We start from the raw sequence: 14,674 nt of genomic DNA, 5'->3' as shown, positions 1-14,674 counted from the left end.
TCGCTTCCGAACATTGTAAAAAGAGTTTCATTTCATCATTCGTGTTTAACCCTTTTTACCCATTCTTCTGCTAAAGCCGCCTTATCCAGCTTCAATCCAAGCCAGTAATCAAAAAATGGGGTGGCATCCGCACCAGAAGCATCCGAGAAAATTTTCACGAGTCGTTTTCCGCTTGCTTGGCTGTATTGATGCTCCTTTACATAATTTCGCAAAATTTGATGCAGCTGCTCAGCGCCCCACGCTTCCTTTAAAGTCCACCACATGACGCCAGCCCGCCCGTAAACGAGATCATTATAGCTTTTCCAGTCCGGGTATTGTTCTACACTATGCCATGCGGTCAAGCCGCGAGCAGCATAAGCCTCGGCCGCTCGTGACTGACTGAGTCTCAAATGGATATAGCCTTTCGCACGATCGGCATCCAGCTGCTCCAGAAACGCCATCGTCGCATAGTCTGTCAAACTCTCATCTAGCCATGCCTCTCGTACCTCGTCGCTACCTATCAGCCCGTAAAACCATTGATGTGCGGTCTCATGTGCCACTACAGCCTCGCCCATCGGGTCACTGCGGTTAAATAGGTCGTCTTGGATAAAAACGATGCATGGATACTCCATCCCGCCAAAAAAGCCGCCCGTTTTGACGACATCGTATTCTTTATAAGGGTAGGCACTGAATTGCTCACTGTAATAGGCTAACGATTTGCTGGCAATCTGATGGAGACGCTCTACGATTGCAGGATCATCTCCTAGCTGCCACCATGTATTGATGGTCGTATCCCCTACCTTGCTACTCGTCTGGCGATACGTATCATCCATAATCACCATCGCAAAATCACGAACGTTCCACGCATCCAGCTCATATGTACTTCGGCGCTCTGGACGGGTCTCGGTGACGACAGCTACACTCTCGATTCCGCTGGTAGCGAGCTGAAAGCCTGCCGGAAGATGCACGCGCAGATGGTAATTCGCCATACTGCTGTAAAAGGGATCGCCAATGGAGGAATACGGGTCGAGACGCCAGCCGTCCGCATCCTTGACTGAAAGAATCGGCAGCCAGTTGCCTAGCCACATGGCGTGATCGTTGAACGACAGACGTCCGTTATTATACGGGACCTGCAGACGGAAGCTCATTTCTACTTCTGTCTGCCTCAGCTGCTGCTTGCTGACAGGGAGCGGGACTCGCAGCAGGGTGTTCGTCTTCCCTGCGTAAACCACATCAACTGCCTGACCGTCCACGCGAACATCGGTAATGGAAATTCCGCCTGGCTCACGTTGTTTTCCGAGCACCTGCTCCCAGTTCACACCGCTTAAATCGGCAGTTGGTTGAAACGCATTTGGGTATAAGTGAAAAAAAGCCTTGTCATCCTGTGGCGCAAAACGAACAGCCAGCGTGCCCGTTACAACCCGTTCCTTCATATCCATCCATACGTCTGCCCGATACGTTACTTGAGCAGGCGGTGGTTCCTGTGACTTGCCGCTTTTATCACCCGCTCCAGCCAGTGATGTCCATGGCTTCTCCCATAGAAATCCGACAAGCACTACCCCCACCACTACGCTGAGCACCCACCTATTTCGCCACATGGCGATCCCCTGCCTTTACACATCTCACCGTTCTTGTTCGATACTACTTTGGTGCCTTGCGTTGACGCTCTAACCATGCCGCTGCTTTATCCTGCTGGCTCATATCGAGCTTCAGCCAGTAATCAAGGAAGCTACTAGCGTCTTCTCCTGCAGCATCAGAAAGCACCGTGTTCCATGCTTCACCATCGGCAATTCCTAGCCTGTATTTCCGGGCATACTGGTGGAGCACCTCATGCAGTCGCTTCTCCCCCCAAGCTCCTCGCAGCATCCAGAGCATGGACGATGTACGCGAGTAGACCAAATCACTGTAGCTCTGATTGTCTGGAAAGGCAGCGAGCTCTTGCCAGGGACGCAGCTCTTCCTGCACATAGAACGGTACAATCGTTCCATACATCAACCGTTTTCGAACACGCTCGAACCCAACCTCCGGATATTTGTTAGATAGAAAAGCGAGTGAGGCATATTCTGTGAACCCTTCATCCAGCCAGGCTTCGTGGATTTGATCATTTCCGATCAAGCCGTAAAACCACTGATGTGCGGTTTCATGTACGACAGTTGCCGTAGCATTTGTCCCACCGAATGTGAAATGGCTGCCATCCAAAAAGACTAAAGCAGGGTATTCCATGCCATTAATCTTTCCTCCAACACGGACCACATCATATTCCTTATAGGGGTAGGTCCCGAACTGGCTATTGAAATATTCCAGTGACGCGGCTGCTGCATCATGAACATGCTTTGCTCCCTCTTCGTCATCTGTATTTCTCCACCACGTTCTGATAACAGTATCCCCAACTTTTCCCTCCAGTCGTTTATAGGTCCCGTCCATGATGACGAGGGCAAAATCCCGTACATCATCTGCTCGCAAAAGATAAGTCCTGTTTCCCGATTGAGAAGTGTTTACTTCAGCATTAGAATCTGTTGCCGAACTAGCAAGCTGATAGCCCTCTGGCAAGGTTACATCTACTTCATAGTCTGCGTTCTTGCTGTAAAAGGGATCACCGGTTGGCTCGTACGGGTCGAGGTGCCAGCCATGCTGATCCTCTACCGCCAGGATTGGAAGCCAATTGCCCAGCCATATGGAGTGATCATCATAGGACATCCTGCCATCGTTATGCGGGAGTGTCAGATCGAAGTCTAGCGCAATTTTCGTCGGAGTTGATCTGGCCTTCTTGTCATCCGCCTCAGCCAATGGCACTTCGAGAATCGTCCCCGAACGCTTTCCCTCTACCAGCTTTCCATCTACAGAGAGCTTTGTACTAGCATACGTCGCAAGTGATGGATCATTGCCTAAAAGTTGATCCCATTGCGCACCAGAATGTTCGCTCGCAAAGGCATATGGGTAGAGGTGGAGGTATGCGTGCTTGTTATCCTTTGGCCAAAATGTAATGTCTACGCTGCCCGTAATATGCTTCCTTTGAGGGTCGATATTCACTTTTGCCTGATAAATAGCTTTGTCAGAGCCTGCTTGTTCCTCCGCTTGTGCGGGCAACACCAGCCCCAAAAATAACGCCATACAGCCTAGCACAAAGACCGATTTCCTCACGCCATCGCCTCCCTTTTCCCCTATCCTACCTGAATATGGAAAAAATGAATACCACCTTATTGAGCTGTCTTAAGCCACTGCTGTATTTCATCCAAAGGCATGACATGCTCGGCCCCACGGCGCATATCCCTTATTACGATATTCCCGCTATTGGCTTCGTTTTCTCCATAAATGGCAACAAAAAGAATTTGTTCTTTATTTGCATAATCCAGTGCTTTTTTCAGTCGCTTGCCCGTCAGCTCAAGCTCTACCTTCATTCCGCTGGCTCGCAGCTGATTGGCCAATGCGAGGCTGGCTGCTTCCGTCCCGAGCGGCACAACCAGTACATCAGCCGCACGTTCTTCCGAAGCCGCGGGTCGCATCGCAAGCGCAGTCAGAATCACATCGAGTCCAAACGATATTCCTACCGCCGGATACTCTCTGCCATCCCCGAGAAACCGCCCGATGATTTCATCATATCGTCCGCCGCTCCCGATGCTTGATGTGATGCTTCGATCCTGCAGAAAAATTTCGTATACCGTTCCCGTGTAGATACCCAAGCCACGTGCCAAAAATGGCGTAAATCGTACGTCACCCTCCACCTCTGCCTCCTGTAAATAGGCAAGCAGCTGTCTGAGCTCAGACGCACCTTCTTGCACGAGCGCCGAAGAGAAACGCTCTGTCAGCTGTTCCAGCGAGAGAGCACCCGTTTGCAAAAAGGACGTAATCGCAACAACGATCGACTCCTCCACTTTTCGCTCACGCAAATCCTCCTCTACGCCTTCAACACCGATCTTCTCCAGCTTATCGAGTGACAGCATGACATCCCCAGCCAGCTCTTCTGGGACGCCTAGCTCCTGTAGTACACCAGAGAGCAGCTTGCGATTATTCACTTCGATGTAAACCAGAAGGCCCAGCTTTTGAAAGGCAGCAAAAGCCATACTGATCAGCTCTGCTTCCGCCAGCATCGAGGACGTCCCGACAATATCGACATCACACTGGATAAATTCACGGAATCTGCCCGGTTTTACTGGACCATCGCGAAAGACCTTCCCAATTTCATAGCGCTTGAAAGGCATCCGTATTTCGGGATTCATGCCGACTACTTTGGCCAAAGGAACTGTCAAATCATAGCGCAGTGCCAGCTCCCGCTCTCCCTGATCACTTAAGCGATATACTTCCTTCAGGATTTCTTCACCGCCTCCATACTTCGATGCGAGCAGTTCGTAATACTGAATCATAGGCGTCTCCAACGGCTTGCATCCATATGCCTCAAATACGCCCTCCAGCGTGCGGCGAATCCGGTTTCGAATCATTTGCTCCTGTGGCATGAAATCCTTGGTTCCTTTTACGCTTCTCAGTATTCCGTTTTCCATAGTTGATCGCTCCTTCTCTTCTTTTTATTGTGAAAATGCAAAAAGCCATGCAGGGCAGCTACATGCCCGCATGGCTTAAAAAGTCACCACCGCAGGCACAAAGCACAATAAGCGCTTGCACCTGCGGAAAAATTTCCGAAGATACAAACGCTCTAGCCGTGGTGATGCTGTTGAAGGAATACGTAATTACATCTCATCGTGGATCCCTCTTCAAAAAGATTTTTCCCATCATACATCAGATCGAGGCAAATATGCAAGCGCCGGAGTTTAGGTAAACAAAAAACGGCTCCCGTCTCATAGACAGGAAGCTGCTATTCTTTTCTTCTATTCGCGCAGCCAGATGAAGTAAGCCAGGAAGACGAAGAACAATACGTACATGGCTGGATGTACTTCACGTGCTTTGCCTTTCAACACCTTCATCACTGGATAAACGATGAAACCAGCAGCAATACCTGTCGCGATGCTGTAAGTCAGTGGCATCAGAAGAATGGTCAGGAATGCCGGGAACGCCTCGTCCAAATCCTTCCACGCAATATGGGCAACGTGGGAAGCCATCAGTACGCCAACAATGATCAATGCCGGGGCTGTAACAGCTGGCGTCACAATCGCAAGTATCGGTGAGAAGAACAATGCCAAGAGGAACATTACTCCTACTACAATCGCAGTAAAACCGGAGCGACCACCTGCAGCTACACCCGCTGTTGATTCAACATAAGCTGTCGTTGTTGATGTACCCAAAACTGCACCTGCCATACCGGCAACCGCATCAGAAGCAAGCGCTTTTCCTGGTCGCGGCAGATTGCCATCCTCTTTTAATAAACCAGCTTGACTGGCAACTCCCAAGAGAGTACCTGTCGCATCAAAGAAATCAACAAACAAGAACGTCAGGACAACAATCAGCATGTTCATAGTGAACAATGAGGAAGGATCTCCAAGGTATTGGAACGCCGCACCAAACGTAGGCGCGATACTTGGAACTGGCGCAACGATACTGCCTGGCAGACTTACCAATCCAAAAATCATCCCAACCACTGCAGTTACTACCATACCGATAAAAATACCTGCGTTGATTTTACGAGAAAGCAGAACAACGGTAACAATCAGACCAAAAACAGCCAGCAGTGCATTTTTCGCAGCTAGAATCTCTTCTGGCTTCATTCCTTCATGGAAGAAGGTCAGGTGGCCGAGCGCTACAAACGTTGCCTCATTTGCTACCACGATCCCTGCATTTTTCAAACCGATAAAAGCAATAAAAAGTCCAATCCCTGCAGATACAGCATATTTCAAGCCTTGTGGAATCGCCTTGATGATCGCTTCACGAACACCTGTAAGAGAGAGAATCAAAAAGATTGTACAAGACAGGAAAACTCCGGCGAGAGCCTGCTGCCAAGGAATTTGCATCGTTAAAACAACTGTATAGGTGAAAAAAGCATTCAAACCCATACCTGGTGCCTGTCCAATTGGCAAACGTCCGAGGAACCCCATCAACAGGGAGCCAATTGCTGCTGCAAGAGCTGTAGCCGTAAACACCGAATTGAATTCTGGATAATTTGCCTTCAGTTCAGGCGGCAGATCAGCACCACTAAGTATGAAAGGATTTACTGCCAAGATGTATGCCATTGCCAAAAACGTTGTGATACCCGCGATAATCTCGCGGCGGTAATTGGTGCCTAGTTTGTCGAACTCAAAATACTTCCGCACCTCTAGTCCCCCCATGTCATGGTTGTGGTAACAAAACGGTCATAACCGTTTTTTACAGAAAAAGGCCGAGACGCTATTAGTATGCGCCTGGCCTTTTCACAAAACACATCGGGAACAATTTCAAAAATAATAACAATAACGCATCCCGTTGACATTTTGTTCGTAGCCAGGTCGTTAATGGCGACCCCGTAGAAACTCTCGAGCCATATTCCCGAGAATATACGAACCTTCCTATGTTACCTCTTACACATTGAGAAGTGTAACAGGTGCGCATACATATGTCAACGAAAATACGAACGTTAATTTTTACTTACCAACAAACATCCGTGTTTTTACTATTCCCACTCGATTGTTGCTGGTGGCTTGGAGGTCACATCATAGACGATGCGGTTTACGTTATCTACTTCGTTTACGATACGAGTAGAGATTTTCTCCAATACATCCCAAGGAATACGTGCCCAGTCAGCAGTCATACCATCAATGGAAGTAACGGCACGAATACCAACCGTATAAGAGTACGTGCGCACATCGCCCATTACCCCAACTGTTGTCATGTTCGGCAGAGCCGTGAAGTATTGCCAGATTTCGCGATCGAGACCTGCTTTGGCAATCTCTTCACGAAGAATCGCATCGGATTCACGAACAATTTTCAGCTTTTCTTCTGTAACCTCGCCCAAAACGCGAATGCCAAGTCCTGGACCTGGGAACGGTTGACGCCATACGATTTCATCTGGCAAGCCCAGCTCTGTACCCAATTTACGTACTTCATCCTTAAACAGTGCTTTCAATGGTTCAATCAAAGTAAACTTCATGTCTTCAGGCAAACCACCGACGTTATGGTGAGACTTGATCGTTTGAGCCGTTGCCGTTCCGCTCTCAACGATGTCAGTATACAGTGTTCCTTGTGCCAGGAAGTCCATATCTGTCAGCTTGCCAGCTTCCTCGTCAAATACGTAAATAAATTCATTACCGATGATTTTACGTTTTTGCTCTGGATCGGAAACGCCCTTCAGCTTGCCCAAGAATCGCTCGCGAGCATCAATTTTGATTACCTTCATAGAAAACTTGTCAGCGAATGTTTCCATTACGCCTTCAGCTTCTCCCTGACGCAGCAATCCATGGTCAACGAACATGCAAGTCAATTGATCGCCAATTGCTTTGTGGATCAGCGCTGCTACTACAGAGGAATCTACTCCTCCACTCAGTGCACACAGTACTTGCTTGTTGCCAACTGTTTCACGGATATGAGCAATTTCATCCTCGATGAACGTAGTCATGCTCCAGGTCGCTTCACATCCACAAACGTTAAATAAGAAGTTGCCAATAAACTCCGTTCCTTTTACCGTATGGCGAACTTCTGGGTGGAATTGAACACCGTACAGCTTGCGCTCTGGGTGGCTGATCGCAGCTACCGGGCAGCTGTCGCTCACTGCATCTACGCGGAAACCGGTTGGGAGCTCTACTACTTTATCAGAGTGGCTCATCCAAACGATTTCACTTGCATCCCATTTCTCATACAGGCTGTGTGCATCTTGCAAACGAAGCTCGGCTTTACCGTACTCGCGTTTGCCAGCGCGCTCAACTTTTCCTTCGAGCATATGGCTCATCAATTGCATACCATAGCAAATACCCAGGATTGGCAAGCCCAGTTCAAAAATAGCAGGGTCTACTTTTGGCGCTCCTTCTTCGTAGACACTCGCTGGACCACCGGAGAAAATAATGCCCTTTGGCTTCATTTCCTTGATTTTTTCCACAGGCGTATTGAATGGTACCAATTCGCTGTAAACACCCAGATCGCGTACACGACGTGCGATCAACTGATTGTATTGGCCTCCGAAATCAAGTACGACGACCATTTCCACTGACTTGTCCATGACTTCCCCCTTCTCCTGTAATGCACAGGACGTGCAAATTTCCGCTTCCCCCGGATGTAGATACAAGTTGTCGCATATTTGCAAAAAAACCGGGACTGTTACCTCCGAAAAATCATACGGAGGCAGCGTCCCAGCTTGTGTACACATGTGCGGTTTGCATGTACAAAAATCCGAAGTGCTATCCTCGTAGTCGCTCAATTTACGGTTGGGCGGTAGAAACTTTCAGGCCATATTCCTGATCATTATACGAGTCTCATTGATCGTCATTCTAGCAGATGAAACGTCATTGTTCAAGGCTTCAGTTGACGGATCAATCTTTCTATTACTTGCTCTGCCACTGTACGTGCCTTCTGTTCCATCTCCTTGAAGCCGTAAATCGCTCGTTCGTACATCTCGGTCAGATAACGCAGATCCTGTCTCTTGTCGCCCGGAATCGTGAGCCTGCTTACATACTCGCGCAAGGTTTCCCCTGCTTGTCTGCGGGCGTAAACACTTTCTACCATGCGAATTAACAGGTTGTAGCGATCCTTGTATTGCGTACTCCGCTCATTATGAATTTGCCTGCGAAGCCACCATATCTGCAGATCCTTTTTGCGACGATACGCTACGACACCCGCCACCGCGAGCAAAGCGACCACGCCAGCATTTACCTGCCATGGAATCGAAAAACGTTTACTCGATACAGCGTCCCCTTCCTCCAATTCATTGAAACGACCATCCCCACGGTCTGGAGATGCTGTGTTCCCCAAATCAGGTAGCGGAACTAGAATTTGTGGCTGCGATGTTTGGAGATCGTAGTTAAACCGAACCGGAGACATAAAGGTACTGGTTGCTTCAAAAGGAATCCAGCCATGTCCCGGGAAGTACACCTCTACCCAAGAGTGGGCATCCTTGTTGCGTATCTCCATAATCTCGTTGTTCTGGGCATCCGTGCCTACCCGCTCTCCTGGTGCAAAGCCTTTTACCCAGCGTGTCGGGATATCCAGTGTACGCAGCATGACAGCCATTGAGGTAGAGAAATGGTCACAATAGCCTCGCATACTGTCAAACAGGAAATGATCAACGAAATCCTGACCTTCTTGCGGTACAGGAACATCCTTCGTTTCATACTTATATTTTCCACTCGAGCGTAAGTAATTCTCGATTGCTCTCACTTTTTCGTACGGCGTCTTTGCATCCTTGGTTACCGTTTGCGCAAGTTCTTTGACACGCGGAGGAAGCGTAGCCGGAAGCTGCAAATAACGCTCCCTGATGTCCCTTGGATAGTCTGTGCCTGCTTGCGTAACAGCTTTTTCACTAACAATCGGTACTTCTGCTTCTACGTTGTATTGATTCAGCTTCAGCAGTGTTCCATTTGGTCTGGTCACAGACTTTTCCTGTGTCCCTTCCAGCTGGATCAGCGTCGTCTTCCCTGCACGTACCTCTAGCTGCTGGTTCATCATGTCGTAGACCACGGTCGCATTTGGTGGTGCGTAGTCACTGACCTTTTTCAGTTGCCCCGGGTAAAAAACGGTTGCGAACTGCTGCGGTCCCTTAAACTCCAGCGTGGCATCTACCTTTTTGGTTTCAAAGCCGTGGAACAATACTTCTTTCCATTCATGGTTTTGCGGGTCCAGAATGGATTCATAGTTGGCTTTTTCCTTTTCCCAGCCTACACCGGTATAAACATCCTTGGAATCTCCGCGCCAATAGCTTCGCTCGTTGGTGGTTGCAATGAACACCATCGTATTATCCTGCAAAAACGGACCGCCCAGTCGTTCATCATTGTTGTCATAGCCAACCTTCTTCATGACTCCAACGGGAGCATTGTTATCACTCCCCGTCAAAAAGGCGACCGGATCAGGCCAGCTAGCGTCTTTTTTCGGAGCAGCATAACCAATCCCAACGCTGATAGCAATGATCAAAAGGGAGGCCAGCACTGAATTCCCTAGAATTCGCACTTTCTTTCCAGCCAAGCTAGCCATGCTTGTCATTTTGGTCAAATGACTGACGGTCAAGAGCAAGAAGCCATAGATAAACGTACGGACAATCCCTGCACTCGCATCATAAGGAAGAAACGTATCCAGTACACACAAATAGAGCTCTGTCAGAAATACAAACCAGAGTCCTTGTCTTTGCTCCAGAACCAGGTACGTCAGCATGGATATCAAAATGAGCAGCGCCAGATCAAACATGGCATTGCGTGATACCAGTGACATATCTGCCCAGTTCTGCTGCAAAGCAAGCGGGAAATCACGGACGATGTTCCCATAAAGCTCGTCAAGCCATTCCGTCCCAAACAAGGGAGTATCAAACATCGTTGCATGTAGCAGCCACAGCAGTCCGAGCAGCTTAATGGGGAGTGTCATCCATCTAAAAGGTACAAGTACATCGATGATGAGTACGCCAGCGGCAATTATGAAGAACGGCCACAAAATGCCCGTATCTGTCAGCTCTTGCATGGGGAAAAGCCATTCTCGCAGCAACAGGAACAACAAAAGCGCTGAGACCCACTCCAAGCTCGTCGGACGTTTCCATACGTTCATGAGTCTAGGCACCTCCAATCCGCTTCCACTCGTGATTCTCCATGTGAATAGACGTACATGTAACCTTGTTTGCCATAAGCAGCTGCAGCGCCCGCTTTTGCTCGTCAGAGAGCGATTGATCAGCGTGGACGTAAAACAGTTGAACCCGTCTGCCTTTTTGCGTGAGTGCAATGAGTCTACTGATGAGCCCTTTTTCGACCCGAGGAGTAACAATGATGAGCGTTACCCCCTGCGGTTGCTCCAATGCTTCGCGCCCAATGATTTTGGAGAAAGGATCGCTGCCTTCTGGCATTACTCGCGCTAATTGATCGAACACGCGAAATAGATGCGCATGAGAAATGGATGGTGCGAGGGAGATACGCTCTATTTGCTTATAGACGAGACCATAATGATACTGATTGCGGTTCGCATAGGCGATCAAGCTCGCAGTCAGCTTCACGGCCGTCTCAAATAACTGCGCAGGCTTATCGCGATAGCTTTCTCTTTCTACGTCGAGGAAAAAGACCGCCTGGTTCATCGCCTGATGCTCAAATTCTTTTGTTTTTAAACCTGTTCCCCGTGCAGAGGCTCTCCAATGAATTTGACTGAGTCGATCGCCACGGTGATACTCCCGGACTCCTCGAACAGCCGCTACATCATCTGATCGCCGATGAGACACATGCACATTTCCACTGAAGCTTCCATCTCCTAATGCCCAATGGGTCAGCTCCTTGTATCTTGGATAGACGAGAAATTCATCTGATAGCGGGAATACTTGTCTACGCTCAAAAAAGCCAAAAAAATCACCGCCACTTACAATACAATTGGTCAGTCGGTAATGACCACGCGGCAAATTTGGAATGACATAACGAAATTCTACTTCCCGTCTGAACCAAGGAAATACCAGCTGTCGATGCGGCTCGTAAACACCTGCAATCCGATCAGGTAGTGGCTCGACGATCATATTCCATCCCAGTGGAAACCAAATCCGCCTACGCAAGCGGATGGTAACAATCACACTATCCCCATCCTGCAAGCGGTTTCGATCTACTTCACGTACGACCTCCAAGGTCGCATACATCAGATAGTAAGCCAGCATTTGGTACACGAAAAAGCCTAGGCTGCTGTAAAACAAAAACCAGCTAGAAAACCCGCCTTGAAACTTAGCGAATATATAGGTGATAACTACTAATCCAATAACTTTGGCTTTGCCCCATCTTTGCTGTCTCATGCATAGTCACCGCCTCAACTTACTGGAACGCGGGTTTCAGACAAGATCGCCGTCAATATCCGTTCCACAGTCGATCCTTCCAGACGAGATTCCGGCTTTACCATCATCCGGTGAGCAAAAATGAGCGGTACGAGCTCTTTTACATCGTCAGGAATGACGTATTCCCGTCCCCTAACGAAGGCCAATGCTTGTGAAGCCCGATAAAGAGCGAGCGAGCCACGAGGACTTACCCCTAAATAAACATGATGATGATCCCGTGTACGGTGGCAAAGACGTACAATATACTCCTTGACGCCCTCTGATATTTTAACTGCTGATACCTGCTGTTGCAGCTGCGCGAGCTCCTCTGCTGTCATCACTGATTCCAGTTGGTCGAGTGGATTGGCATCGGAGAATCTGGACAGCATGCGCATTTCCTCATCCACGCTTGGATAGCCCAAACGTAATTGCATGAGGAAGCGGTCAAGCTGTGCCTCAGGCAGTGGGAAAGTTCCCTCATATTCCAACGGGTTTTGCGTCGCCATTACAAAAAAAGGCTCAGGCAAACGATAAGTTACGCCATCGACAGTGACCGAACGCTCCTCCATAGCCTCCAGAAGGGAGGATTGCGTCTTCGGTGAAGTCCGGTTGATCTCATCCGCTAGAATCACATTGGCGAAGAGCGGTCCCTGGCGAAATTCGAATTCCAGACTCCTCTGATTAAAAATAGCGACCCCAGTTACATCTGTCGGCAATAAATCCGGAGTAAACTGTATACGCTTGAATTCTCCACCTACTGATTTCGCTAATGCGCGCACCAGCATGGTTTTCCCTACGCCTGGTACATCCTCCAGCAAAACATGGCCATTAGCTAATACAGCTGCCACCATCATCTCGATGACAGATCTTTTTCCAATTAACACTTTTTCTATATTGTCTATTAATTTCAATACAGAGGGATGCGTTTGTTCCAATTTTATTGGGTTCATGTAGATACAACTCCTGTTCCATTGTATTCTTCTGTCAGGTGTAAACAGCAACTACATAGGCAAAATGTGCATCCTCATTCTAAAGTAATAGATGAGACTAGGAGATACAAGGAAAAAATGCTTAAAATTTGTAAAATTATGAAAGCAATTATGCAAAAAAGAGTAGGACTAATTCCTACTCTTCGATTCCATACAATATAGTGGCGTGCCCTGAGAGATTCGAACTCCCGACCTTTTGATTCGTAGTCAAACGCTCTATCCAGCTGAGCTAAGGGCACAGATGGAGCGGACGAAGGGTCTCGAACCCTCGACCTTCGCCTTGGCAAGGCGACGCTCTACCAATTGAGCTACGTCCGCATTAAAAAAAGTAAAAGGCTTGCTCTGGCTGCAAACCCTTCTGTAATAGTATGGTGCGGGTGAAGGGACTTGAACCCCCACGGTTGCCCGCCAGAACCTAAATCTGGTGCGTCTGCCATTCCGCCACACCCGCATGTAAACTAAAACAGAAAGCAATTTAGTTGTAAAAACTGGTGAGCCATGAAGGACTCGAACCTTCGACCCTCTGATTAAAAGTCAGATGCTCTACCAACTGAGCTAATGGCTCGTAAATGGCTGGGGTACTAGGATTTGAACCTAGGAATGACGGAGTCAAAGTCCGTTGCCTTACCGCTTGGCTATACCCCAAAATAAATGGTGCCGGCAATAGGACTTGAACCCACAACCCCCTGATTACAAGTCAGGTGCTCTACCAATTGAGCTATACCGGCACATTTATAAAGTATTAGTGGTGGCTCGGGACGGAATCGAACCGCCGACACGAGGATTTTCAGTCCTCTGCTCTACCGACTGAGCTACCGAGCCTCAATTATGATTCTTAGCCATTTCTTTAGATAAAAAATGGCGGAGCTGACGGGACTCGAACCCGCGACCTCCGGTGTGACAGACCGGCGTGAACTCCAACTTCACCACAGCTCCATATTTGGTTGCACCCAAGGGCACTCCCATCTCACTTGAGCAAGAAGAACATTCGACGTAGTTCAAGTGAAAAATTTGGTTGCGGGAGCAGGATTTGAACCTGCGACCTTCGGGTTATGAGCCCGACGAGCTACCGAGCTGCTCCATCCCGCGACGATCAGGACGATCGAGTGTCAGCGTTACCACAGGACGTGGTGCTTTTAGCTGACCTTTCTTATCCTTTAATATATAAGTGGTGGAGGCTGACGGGATCGAACCGCCGACCCTCTGCTTGTAAGGCAGATGCTCTCCCAGCTGAGCTAAGCCTCCCTATGGTGACCCGTAGGGGATTCGAACCCCTGTATGACAGCGTGAAAGGCTGCTGTGTTAAACCGCTTCACCAACGGGCCATGCAATATTAGAAAACATATGGTGCGGTCGGCGAGACTCGAACTCGCACGGGTCGCCCCGCCACCCCCTCAAGATGGTGTGTCTGCCAATTCCACCACGACCGCAACTTATGATGGTAGCGGCGGAGGGAATCGAACCCCCGACCTTTCGGGTATGAACCGAACGCTCTAACCAGCTGAGCTACACCGCCATAAAACTATGAGGTTAAAAATACATATGGCGGAGAGTGAGGGATTCGAACCCTCGCTACGCTTGCGCATACTAACGGTTTAGCAAACCGTCCCCTTCGGCCTCTTGGGTAACTCTCCATATGTGGCTCCTCGGGACGGACTCGAACCGCCGACCGATCGGTTAACAGCCGATTGCTCTACCAACTGAGCTACCGAGGAACATTGAAGGATTCATTCCTTCAAAACTGAATACGCATGCTTGCTAAGAGTGTGTGGATAAGTCCTCGACCGATTAGTATTCGTCAGCTCCACGTGTTACCACGCTTCCACACCGAACCTATCAACCTCATCGTCTATGAGGGGTCTTACCAGCTTACGCTGTGGGA

At 48.8% G+C, this 14,674-nt stretch carries 8 protein-coding genes, 15 tRNA genes, 1 rRNA gene and 2 riboswitches; all 24 genes read right to left on the bottom strand.

All coding sequences use genetic code 11. The annotated features are described in order from the left end of the window. Nucleotides 1-35: 35 nt before the first annotated feature. Complete coding sequence (locus C3B52_RS20960; RefSeq protein ID WP_103108340.1) at nt 36-1,577, bottom strand: M1 family metallopeptidase; 1,542 nt, start codon at nt 1,575-1,577, stop codon at nt 36-38. 43 nt (nt 1,578-1,620) lie between these two features. Further along, on the bottom strand, nt 1,621-3,120 hold the full coding sequence (locus tag C3B52_RS20955) for a M1 family metallopeptidase (protein ID WP_103108339.1): 1,500 nt from the start codon (nt 3,118-3,120) through the stop codon (nt 1,621-1,623). Nucleotides 3,121-3,176: 56 nt separating this feature from the next. Further along, nucleotides 3,177-4,475 carry a histidine--tRNA ligase gene (locus C3B52_RS20950; protein ID WP_103108338.1) on the bottom strand — a complete coding sequence of 433 codons (1,299 nt, stop codon included), beginning with the start codon at nt 4,473-4,475 and terminating at the stop codon, nt 3,177-3,179. Nucleotides 4,476-4,799: 324 nt separating this feature from the next. Then, a complete protein-coding gene (locus C3B52_RS20940; protein WP_103108336.1) occupies nt 4,800-6,176 on the bottom strand; it encodes an NCS2 family permease in 1,377 nt (458 codons plus the stop codon). Nucleotides 6,177-6,319: 143 nt separating this feature from the next. Next, a riboswitch (purine riboswitch) is annotated at nt 6,320-6,421 on the bottom strand. A 90-nt stretch (nt 6,422-6,511) separates the two neighbouring features. Then, the gene (guaA, locus tag C3B52_RS20935) at nt 6,512-8,050 is read right to left on the bottom strand and encodes a glutamine-hydrolyzing GMP synthase (RefSeq protein ID WP_103108335.1); all 1,539 of its coding nucleotides are present in this window, start codon (nt 8,048-8,050) and stop codon (nt 6,512-6,514) included. A 167-nt stretch (nt 8,051-8,217) separates the two neighbouring features. Next, nucleotides 8,218-8,320: riboswitch (purine riboswitch) on the bottom strand. Nucleotides 8,321-8,340: 20 nt separating this feature from the next. Next, nucleotides 8,341-10,575: a DUF4129 domain-containing transglutaminase family protein gene (locus C3B52_RS20930; RefSeq protein WP_103108334.1), complete on the bottom strand. Its 2,235-nt coding sequence runs from the start codon at nt 10,573-10,575 to the stop codon at nt 8,341-8,343. 4 nt (nt 10,576-10,579) lie between these two features. After that, complete coding sequence (locus tag C3B52_RS20925) at nt 10,580-11,785, bottom strand: DUF58 domain-containing protein (protein ID WP_103108333.1); 1,206 nt, start codon at nt 11,783-11,785, stop codon at nt 10,580-10,582. 14 nt (nt 11,786-11,799) lie between these two features. After that, nucleotides 11,800-12,753, bottom strand: coding sequence for an AAA family ATPase (locus C3B52_RS20920; protein WP_103108332.1), 954 nt, complete (start codon nt 12,751-12,753; stop codon nt 11,800-11,802). 201 nt (nt 12,754-12,954) lie between these two features. Further along, nucleotides 12,955-13,031, bottom strand: a tRNA-Arg gene (locus C3B52_RS20915). A 3-nt stretch (nt 13,032-13,034) separates the two neighbouring features. Continuing rightward, nucleotides 13,035-13,110: transfer RNA gene (locus C3B52_RS20910), tRNA-Gly, on the bottom strand. Between the two features lie 51 nt (nt 13,111-13,161). Next, a tRNA-Leu gene (locus C3B52_RS20905) sits at nt 13,162-13,243 on the bottom strand. Between the two features lie 38 nt (nt 13,244-13,281). Then, nucleotides 13,282-13,357, bottom strand: a tRNA-Lys gene (locus C3B52_RS20900). A 5-nt stretch (nt 13,358-13,362) separates the two neighbouring features. Continuing rightward, a tRNA-Gln gene (locus C3B52_RS20895) sits at nt 13,363-13,437 on the bottom strand. Nucleotides 13,438-13,444: 7 nt separating this feature from the next. Further along, a tRNA-Thr gene (locus C3B52_RS20890) sits at nt 13,445-13,520 on the bottom strand. A gap of 18 nt (nt 13,521-13,538) precedes the next feature. Further along, nucleotides 13,539-13,614: transfer RNA gene (locus C3B52_RS20885), tRNA-Phe, on the bottom strand. Between the two features lie 37 nt (nt 13,615-13,651). Next, nucleotides 13,652-13,728: transfer RNA gene (locus C3B52_RS20880), tRNA-Asp, on the bottom strand. Between the two features lie 76 nt (nt 13,729-13,804). After that, nucleotides 13,805-13,881, bottom strand: a tRNA-Met gene (locus tag C3B52_RS20875). A gap of 80 nt (nt 13,882-13,961) precedes the next feature. Then, nucleotides 13,962-14,037 (bottom strand) — tRNA-Val (locus C3B52_RS20870). A 3-nt stretch (nt 14,038-14,040) separates the two neighbouring features. Then, nucleotides 14,041-14,117: transfer RNA gene (locus C3B52_RS20865), tRNA-Glu, on the bottom strand. Between the two features lie 20 nt (nt 14,118-14,137). Beyond that, a tRNA-Leu gene (locus C3B52_RS20860) sits at nt 14,138-14,222 on the bottom strand. A 9-nt stretch (nt 14,223-14,231) separates the two neighbouring features. Beyond that, nucleotides 14,232-14,308: transfer RNA gene (locus C3B52_RS20855), tRNA-Met, on the bottom strand. A 27-nt stretch (nt 14,309-14,335) separates the two neighbouring features. Then, nucleotides 14,336-14,426, bottom strand: a tRNA-Ser gene (locus C3B52_RS20850). A gap of 5 nt (nt 14,427-14,431) precedes the next feature. Continuing rightward, nucleotides 14,432-14,507 (bottom strand) — tRNA-Asn (locus tag C3B52_RS20845). A 53-nt stretch (nt 14,508-14,560) separates the two neighbouring features. Further along, nucleotides 14,561-14,674 (bottom strand): 23S ribosomal RNA (locus C3B52_RS20840); the annotation flags it as partial.

The organism is Brevibacillus reuszeri (genome assembly GCF_002897295.1).
Taxonomy (GTDB): Bacteria; Bacillota; Bacilli; order Brevibacillales; family Brevibacillaceae; genus Brevibacillus; species Brevibacillus reuszeri_A.
The sequence above is the reverse complement of the archived record's forward strand: the minus strand, read 5'-3'. Positions and strand labels throughout refer to the sequence as shown.

What these genes read in the sequence shown, in the direction of transcription:
- C3B52_RS20960 (WP_103108340.1), bottom strand. Translation starts at nt 1,577, where the DNA reads ATGTGGCGAAATAGGTGGGTGCTCAGCGTAGTGGTGGGGGTAGTGCTT.
- C3B52_RS20950 (WP_103108338.1), bottom strand. Translation starts at nt 4,475, where the DNA reads ATGGAAAACGGAATACTGAGAAGCGTAAAAGGAACCAAGGATTTCATG.
- guaA (WP_103108335.1), bottom strand. Translation starts at nt 8,050, where the DNA reads ATGGACAAGTCAGTGGAAATGGTCGTCGTACTTGATTTCGGAGGCCAA.
- C3B52_RS20930 (WP_103108334.1), bottom strand. Translation starts at nt 10,575, where the DNA reads ATGAACGTATGGAAACGTCCGACGAGCTTGGAGTGGGTCTCAGCGCTT.
- C3B52_RS20925 (WP_103108333.1), bottom strand. Translation starts at nt 11,785, where the DNA reads ATGAGACAGCAAAGATGGGGCAAAGCCAAAGTTATTGGATTAGTAGTT.
- C3B52_RS20920 (WP_103108332.1), bottom strand. Translation starts at nt 12,753, where the DNA reads ATGAACCCAATAAAATTGGAACAAACGCATCCCTCTGTATTGAAATTA.